At 47.3% G+C, this 16249-nt stretch carries 11 protein-coding genes, 4 tRNA genes and 3 rRNA genes (1 of these 18 running past the window's edge); 15 read left to right on the forward strand and 3 right to left on the reverse strand.

The features are described from left to right. The 8 genes from MHI37_RS04945 to MHI37_RS04980 form a co-directional block, all read left to right on the forward strand. Positions 1-166 (forward strand): 16S ribosomal RNA (locus tag MHI37_RS04945); it begins 1390 nt to the left of the window's first position. Positions 167-272: 106 nt separating this feature from the next. Beyond that, positions 273-389: ribosomal RNA gene (gene rrf / locus MHI37_RS04950) — 5S ribosomal RNA — on the forward strand. Positions 390-627: 238 nt separating this feature from the next. After that, a 23S ribosomal RNA gene (locus tag MHI37_RS04955) occupies positions 628-3560 on the forward strand. The 16S, 23S and 5S rRNA genes sit together here with 4 tRNA genes alongside, the layout of an rRNA operon. A 169-nt stretch (positions 3561-3729) precedes the next feature. Continuing rightward, positions 3730-3806: transfer RNA gene (locus tag MHI37_RS04960), tRNA-Met, on the forward strand. A 42-nt stretch (positions 3807-3848) separates the two neighbouring features. Beyond that, positions 3849-3925 (forward strand) — tRNA-Asp (locus MHI37_RS04965). Between the two features lie 30 nt (positions 3926-3955). Further along, positions 3956-4030, forward strand: a tRNA-Gln gene (locus tag MHI37_RS04970). 7 nt (positions 4031-4037) lie between these two features. Next, positions 4038-4112: transfer RNA gene (locus MHI37_RS04975), tRNA-Gly, on the forward strand. 94 nt (positions 4113-4206) lie between these two features. After that, the gene (locus MHI37_RS04980; protein WP_076339536.1) at positions 4207-4800 is read left to right on the forward strand and encodes an AAA family ATPase; all 594 of its coding nucleotides are present in this window, start codon (positions 4207-4209) and stop codon (positions 4798-4800) included. Here the strand turns inward: MHI37_RS04980 and MHI37_RS04985 are convergent. Next, the gene (locus MHI37_RS04985; RefSeq protein WP_076339537.1) at positions 4797-6179 is read right to left on the reverse strand and encodes a DUF5808 domain-containing protein; all 1383 of its coding nucleotides are present in this window, start codon (positions 6177-6179) and stop codon (positions 4797-4799) included. The two genes, MHI37_RS04980 and MHI37_RS04985, sit on opposite strands and share 4 nt — an antisense overlap. A gap of 10 nt (positions 6180-6189) precedes the next feature. Beyond that, positions 6190-6585, reverse strand: a complete 396-nt coding sequence (locus tag MHI37_RS04990; RefSeq protein WP_076339538.1) for a GntR family transcriptional regulator — start codon at positions 6583-6585, stop codon at positions 6190-6192. Positions 6586-6746: 161 nt separating this feature from the next. On the opposite strand from MHI37_RS04990, the gene MHI37_RS04995 reads away from it, so the two are divergent. The 4 genes from MHI37_RS04995 (at position 6747) to MHI37_RS05010 (ending at position 11008) form a co-directional block, all read left to right on the forward strand. Beyond that, the gene (locus MHI37_RS04995; protein ID WP_076339539.1) at positions 6747-7751 is read left to right on the forward strand and encodes a Gfo/Idh/MocA family oxidoreductase; all 1005 of its coding nucleotides are present in this window, start codon (positions 6747-6749) and stop codon (positions 7749-7751) included. A gap of 173 nt (positions 7752-7924) precedes the next feature. Beyond that, complete coding sequence (locus tag MHI37_RS05000; protein ID WP_076339540.1) at positions 7925-8689, forward strand: NUDIX domain-containing protein; 765 nt, start codon at positions 7925-7927, stop codon at positions 8687-8689. Positions 8690-8712: 23 nt separating this feature from the next. Then, positions 8713-9522 carry a ribose-phosphate pyrophosphokinase gene (locus tag MHI37_RS05005; protein WP_076339541.1) on the forward strand — a complete coding sequence of 270 codons (810 nt, stop codon included), beginning with the start codon at positions 8713-8715 and terminating at the stop codon, positions 9520-9522. Between the two features lies 1 nt (position 9523). Further along, positions 9524-11008, forward strand: coding sequence for a nicotinate phosphoribosyltransferase (locus MHI37_RS05010; protein ID WP_076339542.1), 1485 nt, complete (start codon positions 9524-9526; stop codon positions 11006-11008). Positions 11009-11554: 546 nt separating this feature from the next. Here MHI37_RS05010 and MHI37_RS05015 read toward each other — a convergent pair. Continuing rightward, positions 11555-12115 carry a DUF3221 domain-containing protein gene (locus MHI37_RS05015; protein WP_076339543.1) on the reverse strand — a complete coding sequence of 187 codons (561 nt, stop codon included), beginning with the start codon at positions 12113-12115 and terminating at the stop codon, positions 11555-11557. Positions 12116-12470: 355 nt separating this feature from the next. On the opposite strand from MHI37_RS05015, the gene MHI37_RS05020 reads away from it, so the two are divergent. The 3 genes from MHI37_RS05020 to MHI37_RS05030 all read left to right on the forward strand — a co-directional run bounded on the left by MHI37_RS05020 (position 12471) and on the right by MHI37_RS05030 (position 16245). Next, a complete protein-coding gene (locus MHI37_RS05020) occupies positions 12471-13889 on the forward strand; it encodes an RtcB family protein (RefSeq protein ID WP_076339544.1) in 1419 nt (472 codons plus the stop codon). 269 nt (positions 13890-14158) lie between these two features. Beyond that, complete coding sequence (locus MHI37_RS05025; protein WP_076339545.1) at positions 14159-14962, forward strand: nucleotidyltransferase domain-containing protein; 804 nt, start codon at positions 14159-14161, stop codon at positions 14960-14962. A gap of 17 nt (positions 14963-14979) precedes the next feature. After that, entirely contained in the window at positions 14980-16245 is a 1266-nt protein-coding gene (locus MHI37_RS05030) for a class I SAM-dependent methyltransferase (RefSeq protein ID WP_076339546.1), read from the forward strand. Positions 16246-16249: the final 4 nt, after the last annotated feature.

Here is a 16249-nt window from a genome sequence, read left to right on the forward strand (position 1 = left end):
GTTCCCGGGTCTTGTACACACCGCCCGTCACACCACGAGAGTTTACAACACCCGAAGCCGGTGGGGTAACCCGCAAGGGAGCTAGCCGTCGAAGGTGGGGTAGATGATTGGGGTGAAGTCGTAACAAGGTAGCCGTATCGGAAGGTGCGGCTGGATCACCTCCTTTCTAAGGAAATACCCGAACCCGATGAGGTTCGGATAAACTTGGCAGTTTATCGCTTACTCGTTGTCAGTTTTGAAAGATTAATCGTCTTTCAACGTTAAGTCATCCGTTTGGTGGCGATGGCGGAGGGGAACCACGCGTTCCCATACCGAACACGACCGTTAAGCCCTTCAGCGCCGATGGTACTTAGACCGCAGGGTCTTGGGAGAGTAGGACGTCGCCAAGCAGGTGTTATATTCACACCTAGCAGCAACCGCAAGGTTGTCTGTGATTTACTTTGCACCTTGAAAACTGGATAACGAAAGAAAAGAATTGCTGAAACATCCTTTAAGTTGTTTTTATTGTAAGCGAAAGGTGTTCGAGATTGTTCCGACTTCTTTTCGTTTTGTTTCAACCATTTGATGTCTTAGGAGATCAGAGAAACAAAAGGAAAACGGCGGGCAAGCCGAATCACCTGAGCATATGGTTAAGCTAGTAAGAGCGCACGGAGGATGCCTAGGCACCAGGAGCCGAAGAAGGACGTGGCGAACAACGATACCGCCCCGGGGAGCCGTAAGCAGGCATTGATCCGAGGATTTCCGAATGGGGAAACCCAGCTGCCGTAATGGGCAGTTACTTTCAACTGAATACATAGGTTGGATAGAGGCATACCAGGGGAACTGAAACATCTAAGTACCCTGAGGAAGAGAAAACAATAGTGATTCCGTCAGTAGCGGCGAGCGAACGCGGATTAGCCCAAACCAAGGAGCTTGCTCCTTGGGGTTGTAGGACGTCTCACATGGAGTTACAAAGGTGTTTGGTAGGCGAAGAGGTCTGGAAAGGCCCGCCAGAGCAGGTAAAAGCCCTGTAACCGAAAGCAAGCACTCTCCGAGACGGATCCTGAGTACGGCGGGACACGAGAAACCCCGTCGGAATCCGGCAGGACCATCTGCCAAGGCTAAATACTCCCTGGTGACCGATAGTGAAGCAGTACCGTGAGGGAAAGGTGAAAAGCACCGCGGAAGCGGAGTGAAAAAGAACCTGAAACCGTGCGCTTACAAAAAGTCAGAGCCCGTTAAATGGGTGATGGCGTGCCTTTTGTAGAATGAACCGGCGAGTTACGATCACGTGCAAGGTTAAGTCGGGAAGACGGAGCCGTAGCGAAAGCGAGTCTGAATAGGGCGAATAAGTACGTGGTCGTAGACCCGAAACCGTGTGATCTACCCCTGTCCAGGGTGAAGGTGCGGTAACACGCACTGGAGGCCCGAACCCACGCACGTTGAAAAGTGCGGGGATGAGGTGGGGGTAGCGGAGAAATTCCAATCGAACTCGGAGATAGCTGGTTCTCCCCGAAATAGCTTTAGGGCTAGCCTCGAGGAATGAGCGTCGTGGAGGTAGAGCACTGATTGGGTGCGGGGCCCGCCAAGGGTTACCAAGTCCAGTCAAACTCCGAATGCCATAGACGTGCTACTCGGGAGTCAGACAGTGAGTGCTAAGATCCATTGTCAAGAGGGAAACAGCCCAGATCATCAGCTAAGGTCCCCAAGTGTGTGTTAAGTGGGAAAGGATGTGGAGTTGCAAAGACAACCAGGATGTTGGCTTAGAAGCAGCCATCATTTAAAGAGTGCGTAATAGCTCACTGGTCGAGTGACTCTGCGCCGAAAATGTAACGGGGCTAAACACACCACCGAAGCTATGACATGTACCTTAATGGTACTTGGGTAGGGGAGCGTTGAATACGGATTGAAGTTGGACCGTGAGGACTGGTGGACTGTATTCAAGTGAGAATGCCGGTATGAGTAACGAAAAGACAAGTGAGAATCTTGTCCGCCGAAAGCCTAAGGGTTCCTGAGGAAGGCTCGTCCTCTCAGGGTAAGTCGGGACCTAACGCGAGGCCGAAAGGCGTAGTGGATGGACAACAGGTTGAAATTCCTGTACCACCGAAGATTGTTTGAGCAATGGGGTGACACAGAAGGGCAGTGACGCGGACTGATGGAATAGTCCGTCTAAGCAGTGAGGCTGGTGTGTAGGCAAATCCGCACACTATAAGGCTGGGCTGTGATGGGGAGCGAAAATTACAGTAGCGAAGGTCATGTACTCCGGCTGTCAAGAAAAGCCTCTAGTGAGATCTAGGTGCCCGTACCGCAAACCGACACAGGTAGGCGAGCAGAGTATGCTAAGGCGCGCGGAAGAACTCTCGTTAAGGAACTCGGCAAAATGACCTCGTAACTTCGGGAGAAGAGGTGCCTCGGTAGGGTTTATAGCCCGAGGGGGCCGCAGTGAAAAGGCCCAAGCGACTGTTTAGCAAAAACACAGGTCTGTGCGAAGCCGTAAGGCGAAGTATACGGGCTGACGCCTGCCCGGTGCTGGAAGGTTAAGGGGAGCGGTTAGGGGTAACCCGAAGCTGTGAACCGAAGCCCCAGTAAACGGCGGCCGTAACTATAACGGTCCTAAGGTAGCGAAATTCCTTGTCAGGTAAATTCTGACCCGCACGAATGGCGTAACGACTTGGGCGCTGTCTCAACGAGAGATCCGGTGAAATTTTAATACCTGTGAAGATGCAGGTTACCCGCGACAAGACGGAAAGACCCCATGGAGCTTTACTGTAACTTGATATTGAACTTTGGTACGATCTGTACAGGATAGGTGGGAGCCTACGAAGCATGAGCGCCAGCTTGTGTGGAGGCACCGTTGGGATACCACCCTGATCGTATCGGAGTTCTAACCTAGAACCGTGAAACCGGTTCGGGGACCGTGTCAGGTGGACAGTTTGACTGGGGCGGTCGCCTCCTAAAATGTAACGGAGGCGCCCAAAGGTTCCCTCAGAATGGTTGGAAATCATTCGCAGAGTGCAAAGGCATAAGGGAGCTTGACTGCGAGACCTACAAGTCGAGCAGGGACGAAAGTCGGGCTTAGTGATCCGGTGGTACCGAATGGAAGGGCCATCGCTCAACGGATAAAAGCTACCCTGGGGATAACAGGCTTATCTCCCCCAAGAGTCCACATCGACGGGGAGGTTTGGCACCTCGATGTCGGCTCATCGCATCCTGGGGCTGAAGTAGGTCCCAAGGGTTGGGCTGTTCGCCCATTAAAGCGGTACGCGAGCTGGGTTCAGAACGTCGTGAGACAGTTCGGTCCCTATCTGTCGCGGGCGCAGGAAATTTGAGAGGAGCTGTCCTTAGTACGAGAGGACCGGGATGGACGTACCGCTGGTGTACCAGTTGTTCCGCCAGGAGCACCGCTGGGTAGCCAAGTACGGACGGGATAAGCGCTGAAAGCATCTAAGCGCGAAGCCCCCCTCAAGATGAGATTTCCCAGTATGTAAGACCCCTTGAAGACGACGAGGTTGATAGGTTCGGGGTGGAAGCACAGCAATGTGTGTAGCTGACGAATACTAATCGGTCGAGGGCTTATCCTAAACACGTTTACTGTGACCCATACATCCGGTAGACAGCAGCAGAACAGGTTTTCAGCAAACCTACCTTTCGTATCCAGTTTTCAGGGCGCAATTTACTAATGATTGTATTAGTAAACGTCTCACATATGTGGGATTAGTTCTGGAATTCAATAGCATAAGTAGTAAATGACGCGGGGTGGAGCAGCCCGGTAGCTCGTCGGGCTCATAACCCGAAGGCCGCAGGTTCAAATCCTGCCCCCGCAACCAAACCAAGGTTTTACCTTCGGATTTATCCGAGCTTATACATACGGAGCTGTGGTGTAGTGGCCCAACATGCCTGCCTGTCACGCAGGAGACCGCGGGTTCGAATCCCGTCAGCTCCGCCATTTTTCAAAAAAGAGTATTAAAATATATGTTGGGGATTAGCCAAGCGGTAAGGCAACGGACTTTGACTCCGTCATTCTCAGGTTCGATCCCTGAATCCCCAGCCATTATTATGCGGAAGTGGCTCAGCGGTAGAGCATCGCCTTGCCAAGGCGAGGGTCGCGGGTTCGATTCCCGTCTTCCGCTCCAATAGTGAACATCTAAGACATCCTGCGCTGCAGGGTGTTTTTTTGTATAGGTCTGATATGATGAGTAAATAGATGAAGGATCGAAGGAGGCGGCTATGCGGAAATTAGTGTTTTTTGTGGGCGGTGCAGGAGCAGGGAAGACGACGCTGGCTAAAGCGCTGGCGAAGAGGCATGGAGTTGCGATCATTGATATGGACACGGTGCTTAGGCCGGCTGCGGTAGCGCTTATGACGCAGGCGGGGCTTGATCCAAGCGATCGTGATTCTAACGATTACAAGAAGTTATGCCGTGATTTAGGTTATCGCATAACAATGGATGCTGCACTCGAAAATATTGCGAATGACGGAGATATATTTGTGATTGGGCCGTTTACAAAGGAAACGGAGACCCCGAATTGGATCGAGCTGGAGCTCGCTGCAATTGGGGCCTCCTTATTGGATGTTGATGTGAAGGTCGTATTTGTATCCCTTCGTGATGATAAGCTTCATTATGAACGAATTGTACACAGAGGGTCAGAGCTTGATCACTACAAGCTGGACAATTGGGACGAGTTTAGCTGCTCACTTGCCAAAAGAGAACTGAAATGGAATATCTCCGCGTCCTCTGTGCTTTATTTTGACAATTCTGAGCAGCTTTCCGAGCTATCATTAGCAGCGCTTGAGACGTTCGTTTATGGAAACGACAATTAAGACTTGCTGGCTGTTAGCTTGGCAAATAGAGCTTCGGTAGCAGCAGCTTCTTTATAATTGAAAATAACAGTTAGATCGTCCAAATGGATGAAAATGTACGGCGGTGAATTTTTAAATACATAGAGCTTGGCATGACCGAGCTTTTCTAAAGAAAAGTTGCCTCTCGCATATTCAGCAGTAGCCACGCCATTCGTTCGGAAGCCGCTAGGAACTGTCTGTTCCAACGTTAGATCTGCAGCCTCTTTGATATCAAAGCTATAATTATACAATGGGTATTCAATAGAGACGATTCCGCTGTCAGCAACAGTGAGAACAGGCTTAGTCTGGTCGGATTGCACGGCAAAAACAGCGATCGGGACGACAATGACAAAAGCGAATACAATACCGCCGTATTGAATCCATTTTCCGCCCCTCGTAGCCATATTTACGGTTGTTCCGATGCCAATACGCTTAGGCACGAAGACGGATTTATTATTAGGATTGAAATAGGTGGACCCATTGATCCAATATTCGTCATCATCTGTATAAATGCCCTTTCCATCGTTCTCTGCAAGACTAACGCCTAACTCTCGAAGCTTGTTATGTACCATTACGATGCTGCCAAGCGGTATTAGCGATACCATAATAATGCCAATGATCCACTGAGTAAAGCTTGGTGAGCTGTTCTGCGTCAATATGATGTATGCGACTATGGCGTTGATGCTCTCAAAGATAGCTAGACAGATCCATAATATCGACCAATAACGGTTCGCTACGGCGTTGATTGCCGCATTGAGGTGATGGTTATCGCTATACCCTTTTGCTTTCATTTTCCCAAAAGAGAAATAGAGGACATAGATAATCGCAGTCATTGCGAGCGAAGCAATTCCTGTCATTCTTAAAAGAGTATTTGAGTTTTGGAAGGAAAGAAGAAGCGGTATGACGGATAGTAGCAGCGGAATCAAAAACCAATACGGAGAAGCAGGCAACGATTGTTTTAGCAGCTTTACTTTTTTATCGATGCTGACGAGCCTCTTTTTGCCAACAAACCATTCCTTTTCACGTTTAAGTGCAGATGCTTTATGATGCATTTTTTTAAAAGGAAGCGTAGAGGTATATAAAAAAGCGGCAATCCAAAGAAATAGATAGATGAAGGCTAATGAAAAGTAAGGCGCAAGCAAATACAGCGGTGCTATAGTAAGCAAAGCTGCAATGCTAAATTGGAGATAAGATTTTTTATATTCGGCTTGCATCTGCTTAATCGCTGGATCCTCCAAAGCAGGCACGGGCAGCGTCACACCAAATAAAATTTGCTTGTTCGGCAGTCCTTGCTTCAAAAACATGACAACAATACAAATATAGACGATTACGGCAGGTATAATTAATAAAAGCTGGTTCATGAATGGTCTCCTATTCTGACAAGGGATGATGTTTGCTTGCTGCAGCAGTAAAGATATTGGAGCAAATTTGCATAAATTCCTCTCTGCTCACTCCTCTTAGGCTGGCCTCGGAAATGACAAGCTTTAACTCATGCTCGAGCTTTTGGTCGAAGTTAGCTTGTTTGTTCCATATCGTGTTGACTTTGGCTCCATGCCTGCGGTCAATCGATATAAATCCCTCATTTTTCAAAATAGCATATGCTTTGTTAACGGTCATCGCATTCACGCCTAAATCATCAGCAAGCTGCCTGACCGTCGGCAAGCGCTCCCCATATGCTAGACCGCCTACGCCAATTCCGATGATGATTTGGTTTCGGAGCTGCACGTAGATCGGGATATCACTGTTATAATCAAGCTTCATAATCATCGGATCACCCCTTATAACAAAGTATTATTTGTATTAACTAAACTAATACAAATAATAGCGATTGTCAAATGACTTAAGACAACTTTGGACAGGTTGTCTACGCAATCGTTATAATAAGCAATAGGAGAATGTCCAATAAATAATCTCAAGGAGAAACTAAAATGACGTCTAAAATACGATTTGGCATTATCGGTACGAACTGGATTACGGAGGCATTTATCGATGCGGCCCGTGAAGCTGAAGGGTTTGAGCTATCGGCTGTATATTCACGCTCAGCAGAAACGGCAGGCGTATTCGCAGCAAAGCACAAAATTACTAACACGTTTACGGATCTAGCAGAGATGGCAGCTAGCGGAGTAATTGACGCCGTCTATATTGCCAGCCCGAACTCGTTCCACGCAGGGCATGCCATTACTTGTATGAAGCATGGCATTCATGTGCTTTGCGAGAAGCCTATTGCTTCTAATGCATATGAGCTGCGGCAAATGATAGCAGCAGCTCAAGAGAACGGTGTGCTGCTCATGGAGGCTCTTAAATCGACGCTGCTGCCAGGCTTTAAAGCTATTCAGGATAACGTGACGAAGCTGGGAGAGGTCCGGCGCTATTTTGCAAACTATTGCCAATACTCCTCAAGATATGATGCTTATAAGGCAGGTACGGTGCTGAATGCCTTTAATCCGGTCTTCTCGAACGGATCGCTTATGGATCTAGGCATCTATTGCATCTATCCGCTCGTCGCTCTGTTTGGCAAGCCGGATGTGATTAAAGCAACGGGTGTTATGCTGGAATCTGGCGTGGACGGAGAAGGCAGCCTCGTATTGCAATATCCAAGCATGGATGCGGTTATCATGTACTCCAAGATTACGCATTCCTCTCTGCCTTCCGAGATTCAAGGAGAGAATGGCAGCATTGTTATTGATAAGATTAGCGAAATAAGCAAAGTCGAGATTCAATACCGCAATGGTACGGTTGAAGATATTTCAGTGCAAGCAGACCATAAGTCGATGTATTACGAGGCTGCAGAATTTATAGCCTTAATTAAAGCTGGACGTACGGAGTCGTCGGTGAATACGTTTGAGAATTCATTAACAACACTGGAGATTATGGATGAAGCAAGAAAGCAAATGGGACTCATCTATCCCGCGGATACAGCAGCATTCAAATAAACGGTGAAAGAGCGGCGCATAGCTGCTCTTTTTTTGTAGGCTGTGAGTAATGGTCAGAAGATTAAAGTAAGACCAATAGCCTATTTTTGTAAAATGAGTTGACTTCGACACTCAATAATGTCATTATGATAATATCAAATTGATAAATAAAGAAAAGCAGGAGAGCGGTAAGTATGGTCGAGAATGAATCGAATTATTTTGCCGGTAATTACCGTTCGCCAGATGGTGCGCCATCCGATATCGTCATTTTTACAATTGTATCGACAGAGAAGCCTATGGGAAAGAAGGCATTGCCTGTGAGGGAGCTGCAGGTGCTTCTGATTCAACGCAACATTTGGCCGTTCGAAGGGCAGTGGGCGCTGCCGGGCGGCTTCACAATGGAAGATGAGACGGTCTATGACTGTGCAAAGCGCGAACTTCAGGAGGAGACGGCGGTCGAGGATGTCCATATGGAATATTTTAACGTATACAGTGCTCCTGGACGTGATCCGCGGGGCTGGATTATCTCTCATGCGTTTCTGGCGCTCGTTAACGAGCGTTTACTTGCCAGGAGAGCAGCGGCTGTTGATGCGTCCGATGTGCAATTGTTCAGCGTTCAAGAAGCGCTCCAGATGGATCTGGCTTTTGACCATAAACAAATATTGAGCGATGCGCTGCAAGGGATTCGCAAGAAGATGCTTACGACAACGATTGCGAAAGAATTCCTTCCAGAGGAATTTACGCTCAGCGAGCTTTATCAAGTGATACAGACCGTTGTTCCGGATTTTGAGGAGCCCAATTTTATCCGCAAGCTGACGTCTACGAAGAGCCGCAGCTTAATTATCGAGGAGGCAAAGGATACGAACGGTCAGCTAAAGCAGTCTAATCAATACTCACAGCGAGCCGCACAATTGTACCGTTTTACGAAGGAAGAGCCTCGGTTGTCAATCTATAGCTAAATGCTGATAAGGAGAGTGCTGGCATGCTTATGCTAAACGGAATAGAGCTTGGTTTGAAGCAGTTTCCCAATGGCGAGACGCTCGTTAATGGTGATGAGATACTTACACATATGGCGGATTTCAATACGCTTGTATGGAAGTATGAAGAGGATGGAGATCTCGTTAAGCTGATGTTCATCAAGAGCTATCTCGATGACCGCAGAGTCAGATGCAGCCTGACGATTTATTATTTGCCTTACAGCAGAATGGATCGTGTGGAAGGAACCTCTGCTTTTACATTAAAATATACGGCTTCCTTCATCAATCGTTTGGATTTCGAATCGGTAACGATCATTGAGCCGCATTCTGATGTTTCGTTAGCGTTGATTGATCGCAGCATTGGCAAATATCCGACGATCCAGCTGCTTGATCAGGTCGCCGAGGAGGTAGGCTTTGATCCGAAGCAGGACTATCTGTTCTTCCCAGACGCAGGTGCGCAGAAGCGCTACAGCAAGGTTCAGGGCTATAAGCAGCTGGTAGGATTTAAGGCGAGAGACTTTCAAACGGGCCAAATTAAAAGCCTGGAGGTTGTCGGTCAGGTGGAAGGCACAGGCTTTAAAGTTATTATTGTCGATGATCTTTGCTCGTACGGTGGAACGTTTATGCTGAGCGGGGAGAAGCTGAAGGAAATCGGCGCTTCGCACATCTATTTGCTGGTGGGCCATTGCGAGAAATCGATCTATAAAGGGAAAATATTAGAAACCGATCTCATCGATAAAGTATTTACAACGAACACGATTCTAGATCAGGCAGAGCACAACAAAATTCATGTATACGAAATAGGAGGTTTATAGGATGACTCAAACATTCGTTTATCCAGCTACACTGCTGTGTGATTTTTACAAGGTGAGCCATAAAAACCAGTATCCAAAAGGAACTGAGCTCGTTTATTCGACCTGGACGGCACGTACTAGCCGCTTAGAAGGGATGAATGAGGTTGTAGCCTTCGGATTCCAATCGTTTATTAAGCAATATTTGATCGCTTATTTCAATGAGAACTTCTTTGCTAGAACGAGAGCTGAGGTAGCTGCTGAATACAAAAGGCTCATACAGTATGCGCTTGGAGTAGCAGAGCCTGATGCTTCGCATATTGAGGAGCTGCATGATCTTGGTTATTTGCCAATTAAAATCAAAGCCATTAAGGAAGGGAAATTAGTGCCAATACGCATGCCGATGCTGACCATCGAGAACACGAAGCCGGAATTTTTCTGGCTTACAAATTATTTGGAAACGTTAATGTCGTGCCAGCTGTGGATGCCGGCTACAAGCGCCACACTGGCGTTCGAGTATCGCAAAATATTAGAAGCGTATGCGCTTAAAACGAATGGCGATACCATCGGCGTTCCGTTCCAAGGGCATGACTTCTCGATGCGGGGGATGGGTGCGCTGGAATCGGCGCTTGGCAGCAGTGCGGGCCATCTGCTTTCGTTTACGGGAACAGACACGATCCCTGCCATTCTCTATTTGGAAAATTATTATAATGCTAATATCGAGAAGGAGCTCGTTGGAACCTCGATACCTGCGACAGAGCATAGCGTAATGTGCGCGCATGGACGCGATGAGCTGGCTTCGTACCGCTATTTGATCAAAGAGGTGTATCCGACTGGCTTCGTCTCGATTGTATCGGATACATGGGATTTATGGAGCGTGCTGGATGAAGTTATCCGCGGCTTGAAGGATGATATTATGAGCAGGGACGGCAAGGTTGTCATTCGTCCCGACAGCGGAGATCCGGTTAAAATCATTTGCGGAGACCCGGATGGGGAGAGTGAGTTCGAGCGCAAGGGTGTCATTGAAATGCTTTGGGATATTTTTGGCGGCACGGTTACTGCTAAGGGCTACAAGCTGCTTGATAGCCATATTGGCGCCATTTATGGCGATGCGATTACGATCGCGCGGTGTGGTGAAATATGCGAGCGTCTGGCGGCTAAAGGCTTCGCTTCGACGAATATGGTGTTTGGTATCGGTTCGTTTACGTACCAGTACAACACTCGCGATACGTTTGGTTTTGCGTTGAAGTCGACATTTACGATTGTGAATGGCGAGGAACGCAAAATTTACAAGGACCCAAAAACAGACAACGGCGTGAAGAAGTCGCAAACGGGCCTTGTTCTAGTAACAGAGGAGGCAGGTGTACTAAGCTATACCGATAATCTGAGTGCAGCGGAATATGCAGCGCGTGAGGCGGAGGATCAGCTGGAAGTTATTTTTGAGGACGGAAAGCTGGTTCAGGACCGGACACTTGCTGAGGTTCGTGCAAACTTATTAAGTCATTTATAATATATCAGTAATAAACAGCATAAAGATAAGATGGCAGCCTGGGGCTTTTTTGAAAAAAGCTCTGGGCTGTTGTCATTAAATGATGTTTCTATATCCAAGCGAGTCGAGTGAAAACAATGATTGTATCAGCAAATAATAGCTGATTTTCTGGATGCCTTCACTCGCTGAAAAGCGTGAAGTTAATGCAAATGTGCAGGATAGCTAGTGTGCGGGGGCGCGTTCGGAGCAAATTCACGATTAATTTATGATTCTCCTGCAACTGATCATACAACGGGCAACTGCGCTAGCCAGCAACTACTCTCAATAGCTTCTATCCTGCACTCTAGCAGGATAGAAGCTGTTTTTCCTCGCTGATGCATGTCTATGATGCACGCCTGCATTATAGACAGCCATATAGGGATGTTTTGAGTTGAAAATGATCTATTCTAATGCACAGGTGCAGGATAGGCAGCTCGGTGGGGCTGAAAAGCGCGAAGTTAGTGCAAATGTGCAGGATAGCTAGTGTGCGGGGAGAAAAGAGAGTGCGAGTTCAGAGCGAATTAACTATTATCGTTCGGAAACTTTAATCGGTATGACATGATCCCGATCTTCGTTTAGCACATACACGGTCCATTCAGATGCAGCAGAGTCATAGGCGGCACTTTTAACGACTGTAAAATGGGATTCATCGGTTTCAAGAGCAGCAAGTGCTCTATTAACAGCCTCGTCTTCCGTTAGCTCTGCTCCTTTAGGCTGACTATCATTTAGAACAGAAATACGCTCGAGTGTACCTTGGGCAGGATACGACTCCGCAAGCTCACCTCCCAATGTCCAAGCCTCTACCTTCATTCCCACCTCTATATCCGAAGGAGCCCCGCGAAACCAATCCGCAGCGTAATAATTTATTTGCCCACCTTGGGCGCTATAGTCCTTACGATCAGGGGAAACGACCAAAATACGTTCGCCATCGGCTTTAACCACATATCCTATGAAACCTGTACCCTCTGCTTGGATAAGCGCTGCTGCTTGTATGTCTGTAACCGAATTTGAAGGCTCATCCGCGTTCGCTCCGCAAGCAGCGAGTAATACTGCAGCTGCGGCGATCAAGCAGAAAATTTTAAGTTGCATGTTCGCTTCCCCTTCCTTTGTTATATTAACGGAGTGTACGAATCAATTGTTGCTATTAGGACAATCTCTTGATTTGTTTTTTATAAAATCGTTGACAAATGCTGGGTAACGGGCTTAATATAGTGTAAATCAATTGAAAGGAGGTCGATGACAATGTTCAAGCTCAATTTAGAATTTCACGCAGCATATTGCACGTCCATTTCATCGGCCTCTGCGGGGCCTATGACTGTTTTCTAATATTTTGCATGCGGAGTGCTGCTGCAACGTTTAGGAAATAAAGGCGCAAGTAAAGCCATGGACATTTACAGGTCTATGGCTTTTTTGTGTTCATTTGATGATTAGGGAGATAACAAGCATGAAAAAAAATTATTATCAGAAGGTACAACTGCCATCGGGGCAGGTACATGTTTATGCAGGACCGGAGCTGTTCGCGTCCTTGGACTATAAAGTATTTGAAATGGCAAACAATAATTTGCAAATTCCAAATCAGGTGTATATGAGCTATACGCCGGATGTACATGTTGGTGTTGGCACTTGTATTGGTACAACGGCAGTCTGGAATGCCAGTGACGGCTACGTGTCGCCATCGATTGTAGGCAGCGATATCGGCTGTGGAATGAGGGTACAGCTTACGAGCCTCCATAAGGATGATCTGAAGGAGGTTAAGCTGCGGCGGAAGTTTGTTCGTGCGATAGAAAAGTATTTGCCGGTTGAGGAGCATGCCAGAGGACATTTCTCAGACATTAGACTGGAGAATATCGTGAAGAAGGGCTTGCACGGCTTGCCTAAAAAATATATTCCTGATGCCTACACACCGCGTAAGGCGAGCTCATTGACGCATGTGGAGAGCAGCCGATTTTATTTTGACGAAGAGGTGCTGGATAAATTCCCGGAAGCGGTCTGGCATCGTGCGCATCGCCAGCTGGGCACGCTCGGCGGAGGCAATCATTTTGTAGAAATTCAGGCGATTGAAATTGCAGAGGAAAATCGAGAAATTGCCGAGAGCTGGGGATTATTCGATGGTCAGGTCGTTATTATGATTCATTCCGGCTCACGGGCATGGGGTGGTGCGGTCAGTCAATATTGCAGCACCGATATGGCAAAAATGATGAAGCAAGAAGGCATTGGCACCGCCGATCCCAAGCTGCTGTACGCTCCGATCTCTCATCCACTAGGGCAAACCTACATTCATTTGATGTATTCAGCCTTGAACTATGCCATCGTGAATCGGCACCTGATTGCGTATGCTGTCCGCGAGGCTGGGAAGGATGTATTCGGTCCGAAGTTTGAGCTGCGTACGCTGTATGATCTCATGCACAACTATGCATGGGAGGAAGAGCAGGACGGGCAAGCGTATTTCGTCCATCGAAAGGGGGCGACAAGAGCGCTCCCTGCAGGACACACGGATAATCCAGAGCCATACGCTGCGACTGGGCATCCGGCGCTTATTCCTGGCTCCATGGGGACGGCCTCCTACATTATGGTCGGCAGCCCCGGAGGAGCGGCTAATCATTATTCAATCTGTCATGGCGCAGGACGCATTCGCTCACGCAACGCAACGAAGCAGCTCATCTCGGTAGAAGAAGTAGCGGCTGCGATGCGCGTAGGGACGGACGATGAAATTGTCGTGAACCAGCGCTCTATGGAGTCTCTCGTTGATGAGTCGCCGCAGGCCTATAAGGATGTCGATCAAATTATTGAAAGTGTGGTAGGAGCGGGGCTCGCGCAGGTCGTTGCCAAATGCAAGCCGCTGGCTGCTGTAAAAGGAACTTAAAAAATAAAGGAATAGAGGGGGTTCGAGGAGAATGCTAAACCAATATGAGGAACTATATCCAGTTAACGTAAATGATGGAGACAGCTCATTTCATTTTAATTTACAAAATAGCTCCACTCATCGGCCCCTTCGTTTGGTATTTGAGGAGGGATAGTCTGTGCTGATTTTGTGTCAGTCGAAGCGCTATCCTTCCACACTACGAGACCATGGACGATGATGTCTATGGTCTTTTTTTATTTGAAATTTCAGTGCATGAAGGAGTGAATAGGATGAACAATATACATACGGATATTTTGTTAGAGCTTGGCAAGATCGAGCAGGAGGAGCAGGTACGGATTGTCTATGCGTGCGAGTCGGGAAGCAGAGCGTGGGGCTTTCCTTCCAAAGATAGTGATTATGACGTTCGTTTTATATATGTAAGGCCGATCGAGTGGTACTTGTCTATTTTTGATAAAAGAGATGTGATTGAGCGGCCGATCAGCAATCTACTCGATATCAATGGCTGGGATTTGCGCAAAGCGCTTCTTCTGTTTCGCAAATCGAACCCGCCGCTGCTGGAATGGCTGCAATCTCCGATTCCGTACTTTACGAAATATACGGTAGCAAAGCAAATCCGTGGGATTTCTCCATTAAGCTTTTCGCCAAAGTCATGTATGTATCACTATCTCAATATGGCGAAGGGGAACTATAGAGAATACTTACAGGGAGAGCATGTGAAAATAAAAAAATATTTTTATGTGCTGCGGCCTATTTTAGCGTGCGGTTGGATTGAAGCCTACAATACGATGCCGCCAATCGCATTCGATGAATTGGTCGAAGCGCTTATACCTAAGAACAGCGAGCTTCGCATCGTTATCGCACAATTGTTAAGGCGCAAGAAAGCAGGCGAGGAGCTCGATTACGAGCCAAGACTTCATCCGATCAATGATTATTTGGAGGAACGCATCGCTTATTTTGAACAGATAGCTCTAGCACTTAGGCAAAGCGAGGGGACGAGGGATGAGCAGCTTGATGACTTGTTCCGCAATGCACTGCAAGAGGTGTGGGGAGAGAGCAAGGCTATTACTGTATAGGAAGGGAGCAGGCTGCAATGGCAATCGTACAACTGAAGTCGACGAACCCAAGCTTTTCGTTCGTCATTAGAAAAAATCCACATACCGGCATGCTTCTGCGCGAAATGCGCAAAGGGATGGCTTACGGCTGGTACACCGATGAAGGGACCTTTAATGTTTATTTTAAGGATGCCGACAATGAGGTTTCTTATAAGCAGCATAGAGAGGATCAATTCGAATATCTCAATGTTTCCCGGTATCATACGCCGCTCTTTGTGCTTGGGGCTATTAATGAGTTTTTTGCTTCACCGCTGAAGGCGCAGGATACGAAGGACACGGAGGAGTATGAGCATGTCTTTCATATCAATATGATTCATATTCAGCTTTTGCGATATATTCAGTTTTTTGAGAAGCATCTGACAGACTATTCGTTTGAAGCGGTGCATCTGGCGGATAAAAGCTATTCACTTACAATCAAGACACATAAATCGCTGCATGAGCTTATGCATGTTGTCAGCGTGCTCTGTTTATTCTTGGCGATGTTCAGCGATGAATATATCGATATCTCCGATAATGTTTTGATGAAATATATAAGGAGTATTCAAATTATGGATGCGCCCTTCTATATCCGCAGCTTGTTTGCCCGCAATTTTCTGGCATCTAGAGATCGATTCAAGAAATATAAGGCAGAGCTTGAGAAGACAGATCGATATGCGATACAGCTCTCCTTTGGCGGGACTGCGCAGCAGCGGCGAAGCTATATCGGCAGTGTGCTTCCATTCGATAAGTCGATTGTGGATGTAGGCTGCGGCGAAGGTTTTTATGCCATTCCATATGCAGCTAAGATTGAGGCCACCTATTATGCAATTGATATTAGCGAGCCATTGCTTGAGATCGTGCAGCGGAGGGCGAAAGGGAAGGAATTGGACAATATTGTTACCTTCTCGTCTATCGATCGCTTCCTAGAGGAGTATAACGGTGAGCAAGTAGACGTTGTACTGACGGAGGTTATCGAGCATATGAGCTTGGAAGAGGCGAGAACGCTTATTCGGCAAATTTGCAAGCAGGTCGATTTTGATTATTTTGTGCTGACGACACCAAATGCCGAGTTTAATGCTTACTATGAGCTGAGCGAATTTAGACATGATGATCATAAATGGGAGCTAGGGCGAGCAGAATTTCAGGAATGGCTGCTCGAAGCGGTGGACATGCAGGATATAGAAACCACATTTATCGCCATTGGTGATGGGGTCAACGGAATTCAAACGACACAAGGTGCGATTTTACGGAAAAGGAGGGAATAGCAGA

This window comes from Paenibacillus sp. FSL H8-0548 (genome assembly GCF_038630985.1).
Lineage (GTDB): Bacteria > Bacillota > Bacilli > Paenibacillales > Paenibacillaceae > Pristimantibacillus.

Bases quoted from the DNA above. Each gene is read 5' to 3' on its own strand.
- MHI37_RS04980 (WP_076339536.1), top strand. From the start codon at position 4,207: ATGCGGAAATTAGTGTTTTTTGTGGGCGGTGCAGGAGCAGGGAAGACG.
- MHI37_RS04985 (WP_076339537.1), bottom strand. From the start codon at position 6,179: ATGAACCAGCTTTTATTAATTATACCTGCCGTAATCGTCTATATTTGT.
- MHI37_RS04990 (WP_076339538.1), bottom strand. From the start codon at position 6,585: ATGATTATGAAGCTTGATTATAACAGTGATATCCCGATCTACGTGCAG.
- MHI37_RS04995 (WP_076339539.1), top strand. From the start codon at position 6,747: ATGACGTCTAAAATACGATTTGGCATTATCGGTACGAACTGGATTACG.
- MHI37_RS05000 (WP_076339540.1), top strand. From the start codon at position 7,925: ATGGTCGAGAATGAATCGAATTATTTTGCCGGTAATTACCGTTCGCCA.
- MHI37_RS05005 (WP_076339541.1), top strand. From the start codon at position 8,713: ATGCTTATGCTAAACGGAATAGAGCTTGGTTTGAAGCAGTTTCCCAAT.
- MHI37_RS05010 (WP_076339542.1), top strand. From the start codon at position 9,524: ATGACTCAAACATTCGTTTATCCAGCTACACTGCTGTGTGATTTTTAC.
- MHI37_RS05015 (WP_076339543.1), bottom strand. From the start codon at position 12,115: ATGCAACTTAAAATTTTCTGCTTGATCGCCGCAGCTGCAGTATTACTC.
- MHI37_RS05020 (WP_076339544.1), top strand. From the start codon at position 12,471: ATGAAAAAAAATTATTATCAGAAGGTACAACTGCCATCGGGGCAGGTA.
- MHI37_RS05025 (WP_076339545.1), top strand. From the start codon at position 14,159: ATGAACAATATACATACGGATATTTTGTTAGAGCTTGGCAAGATCGAG.
- MHI37_RS05030 (WP_076339546.1), top strand. From the start codon at position 14,980: ATGGCAATCGTACAACTGAAGTCGACGAACCCAAGCTTTTCGTTCGTC.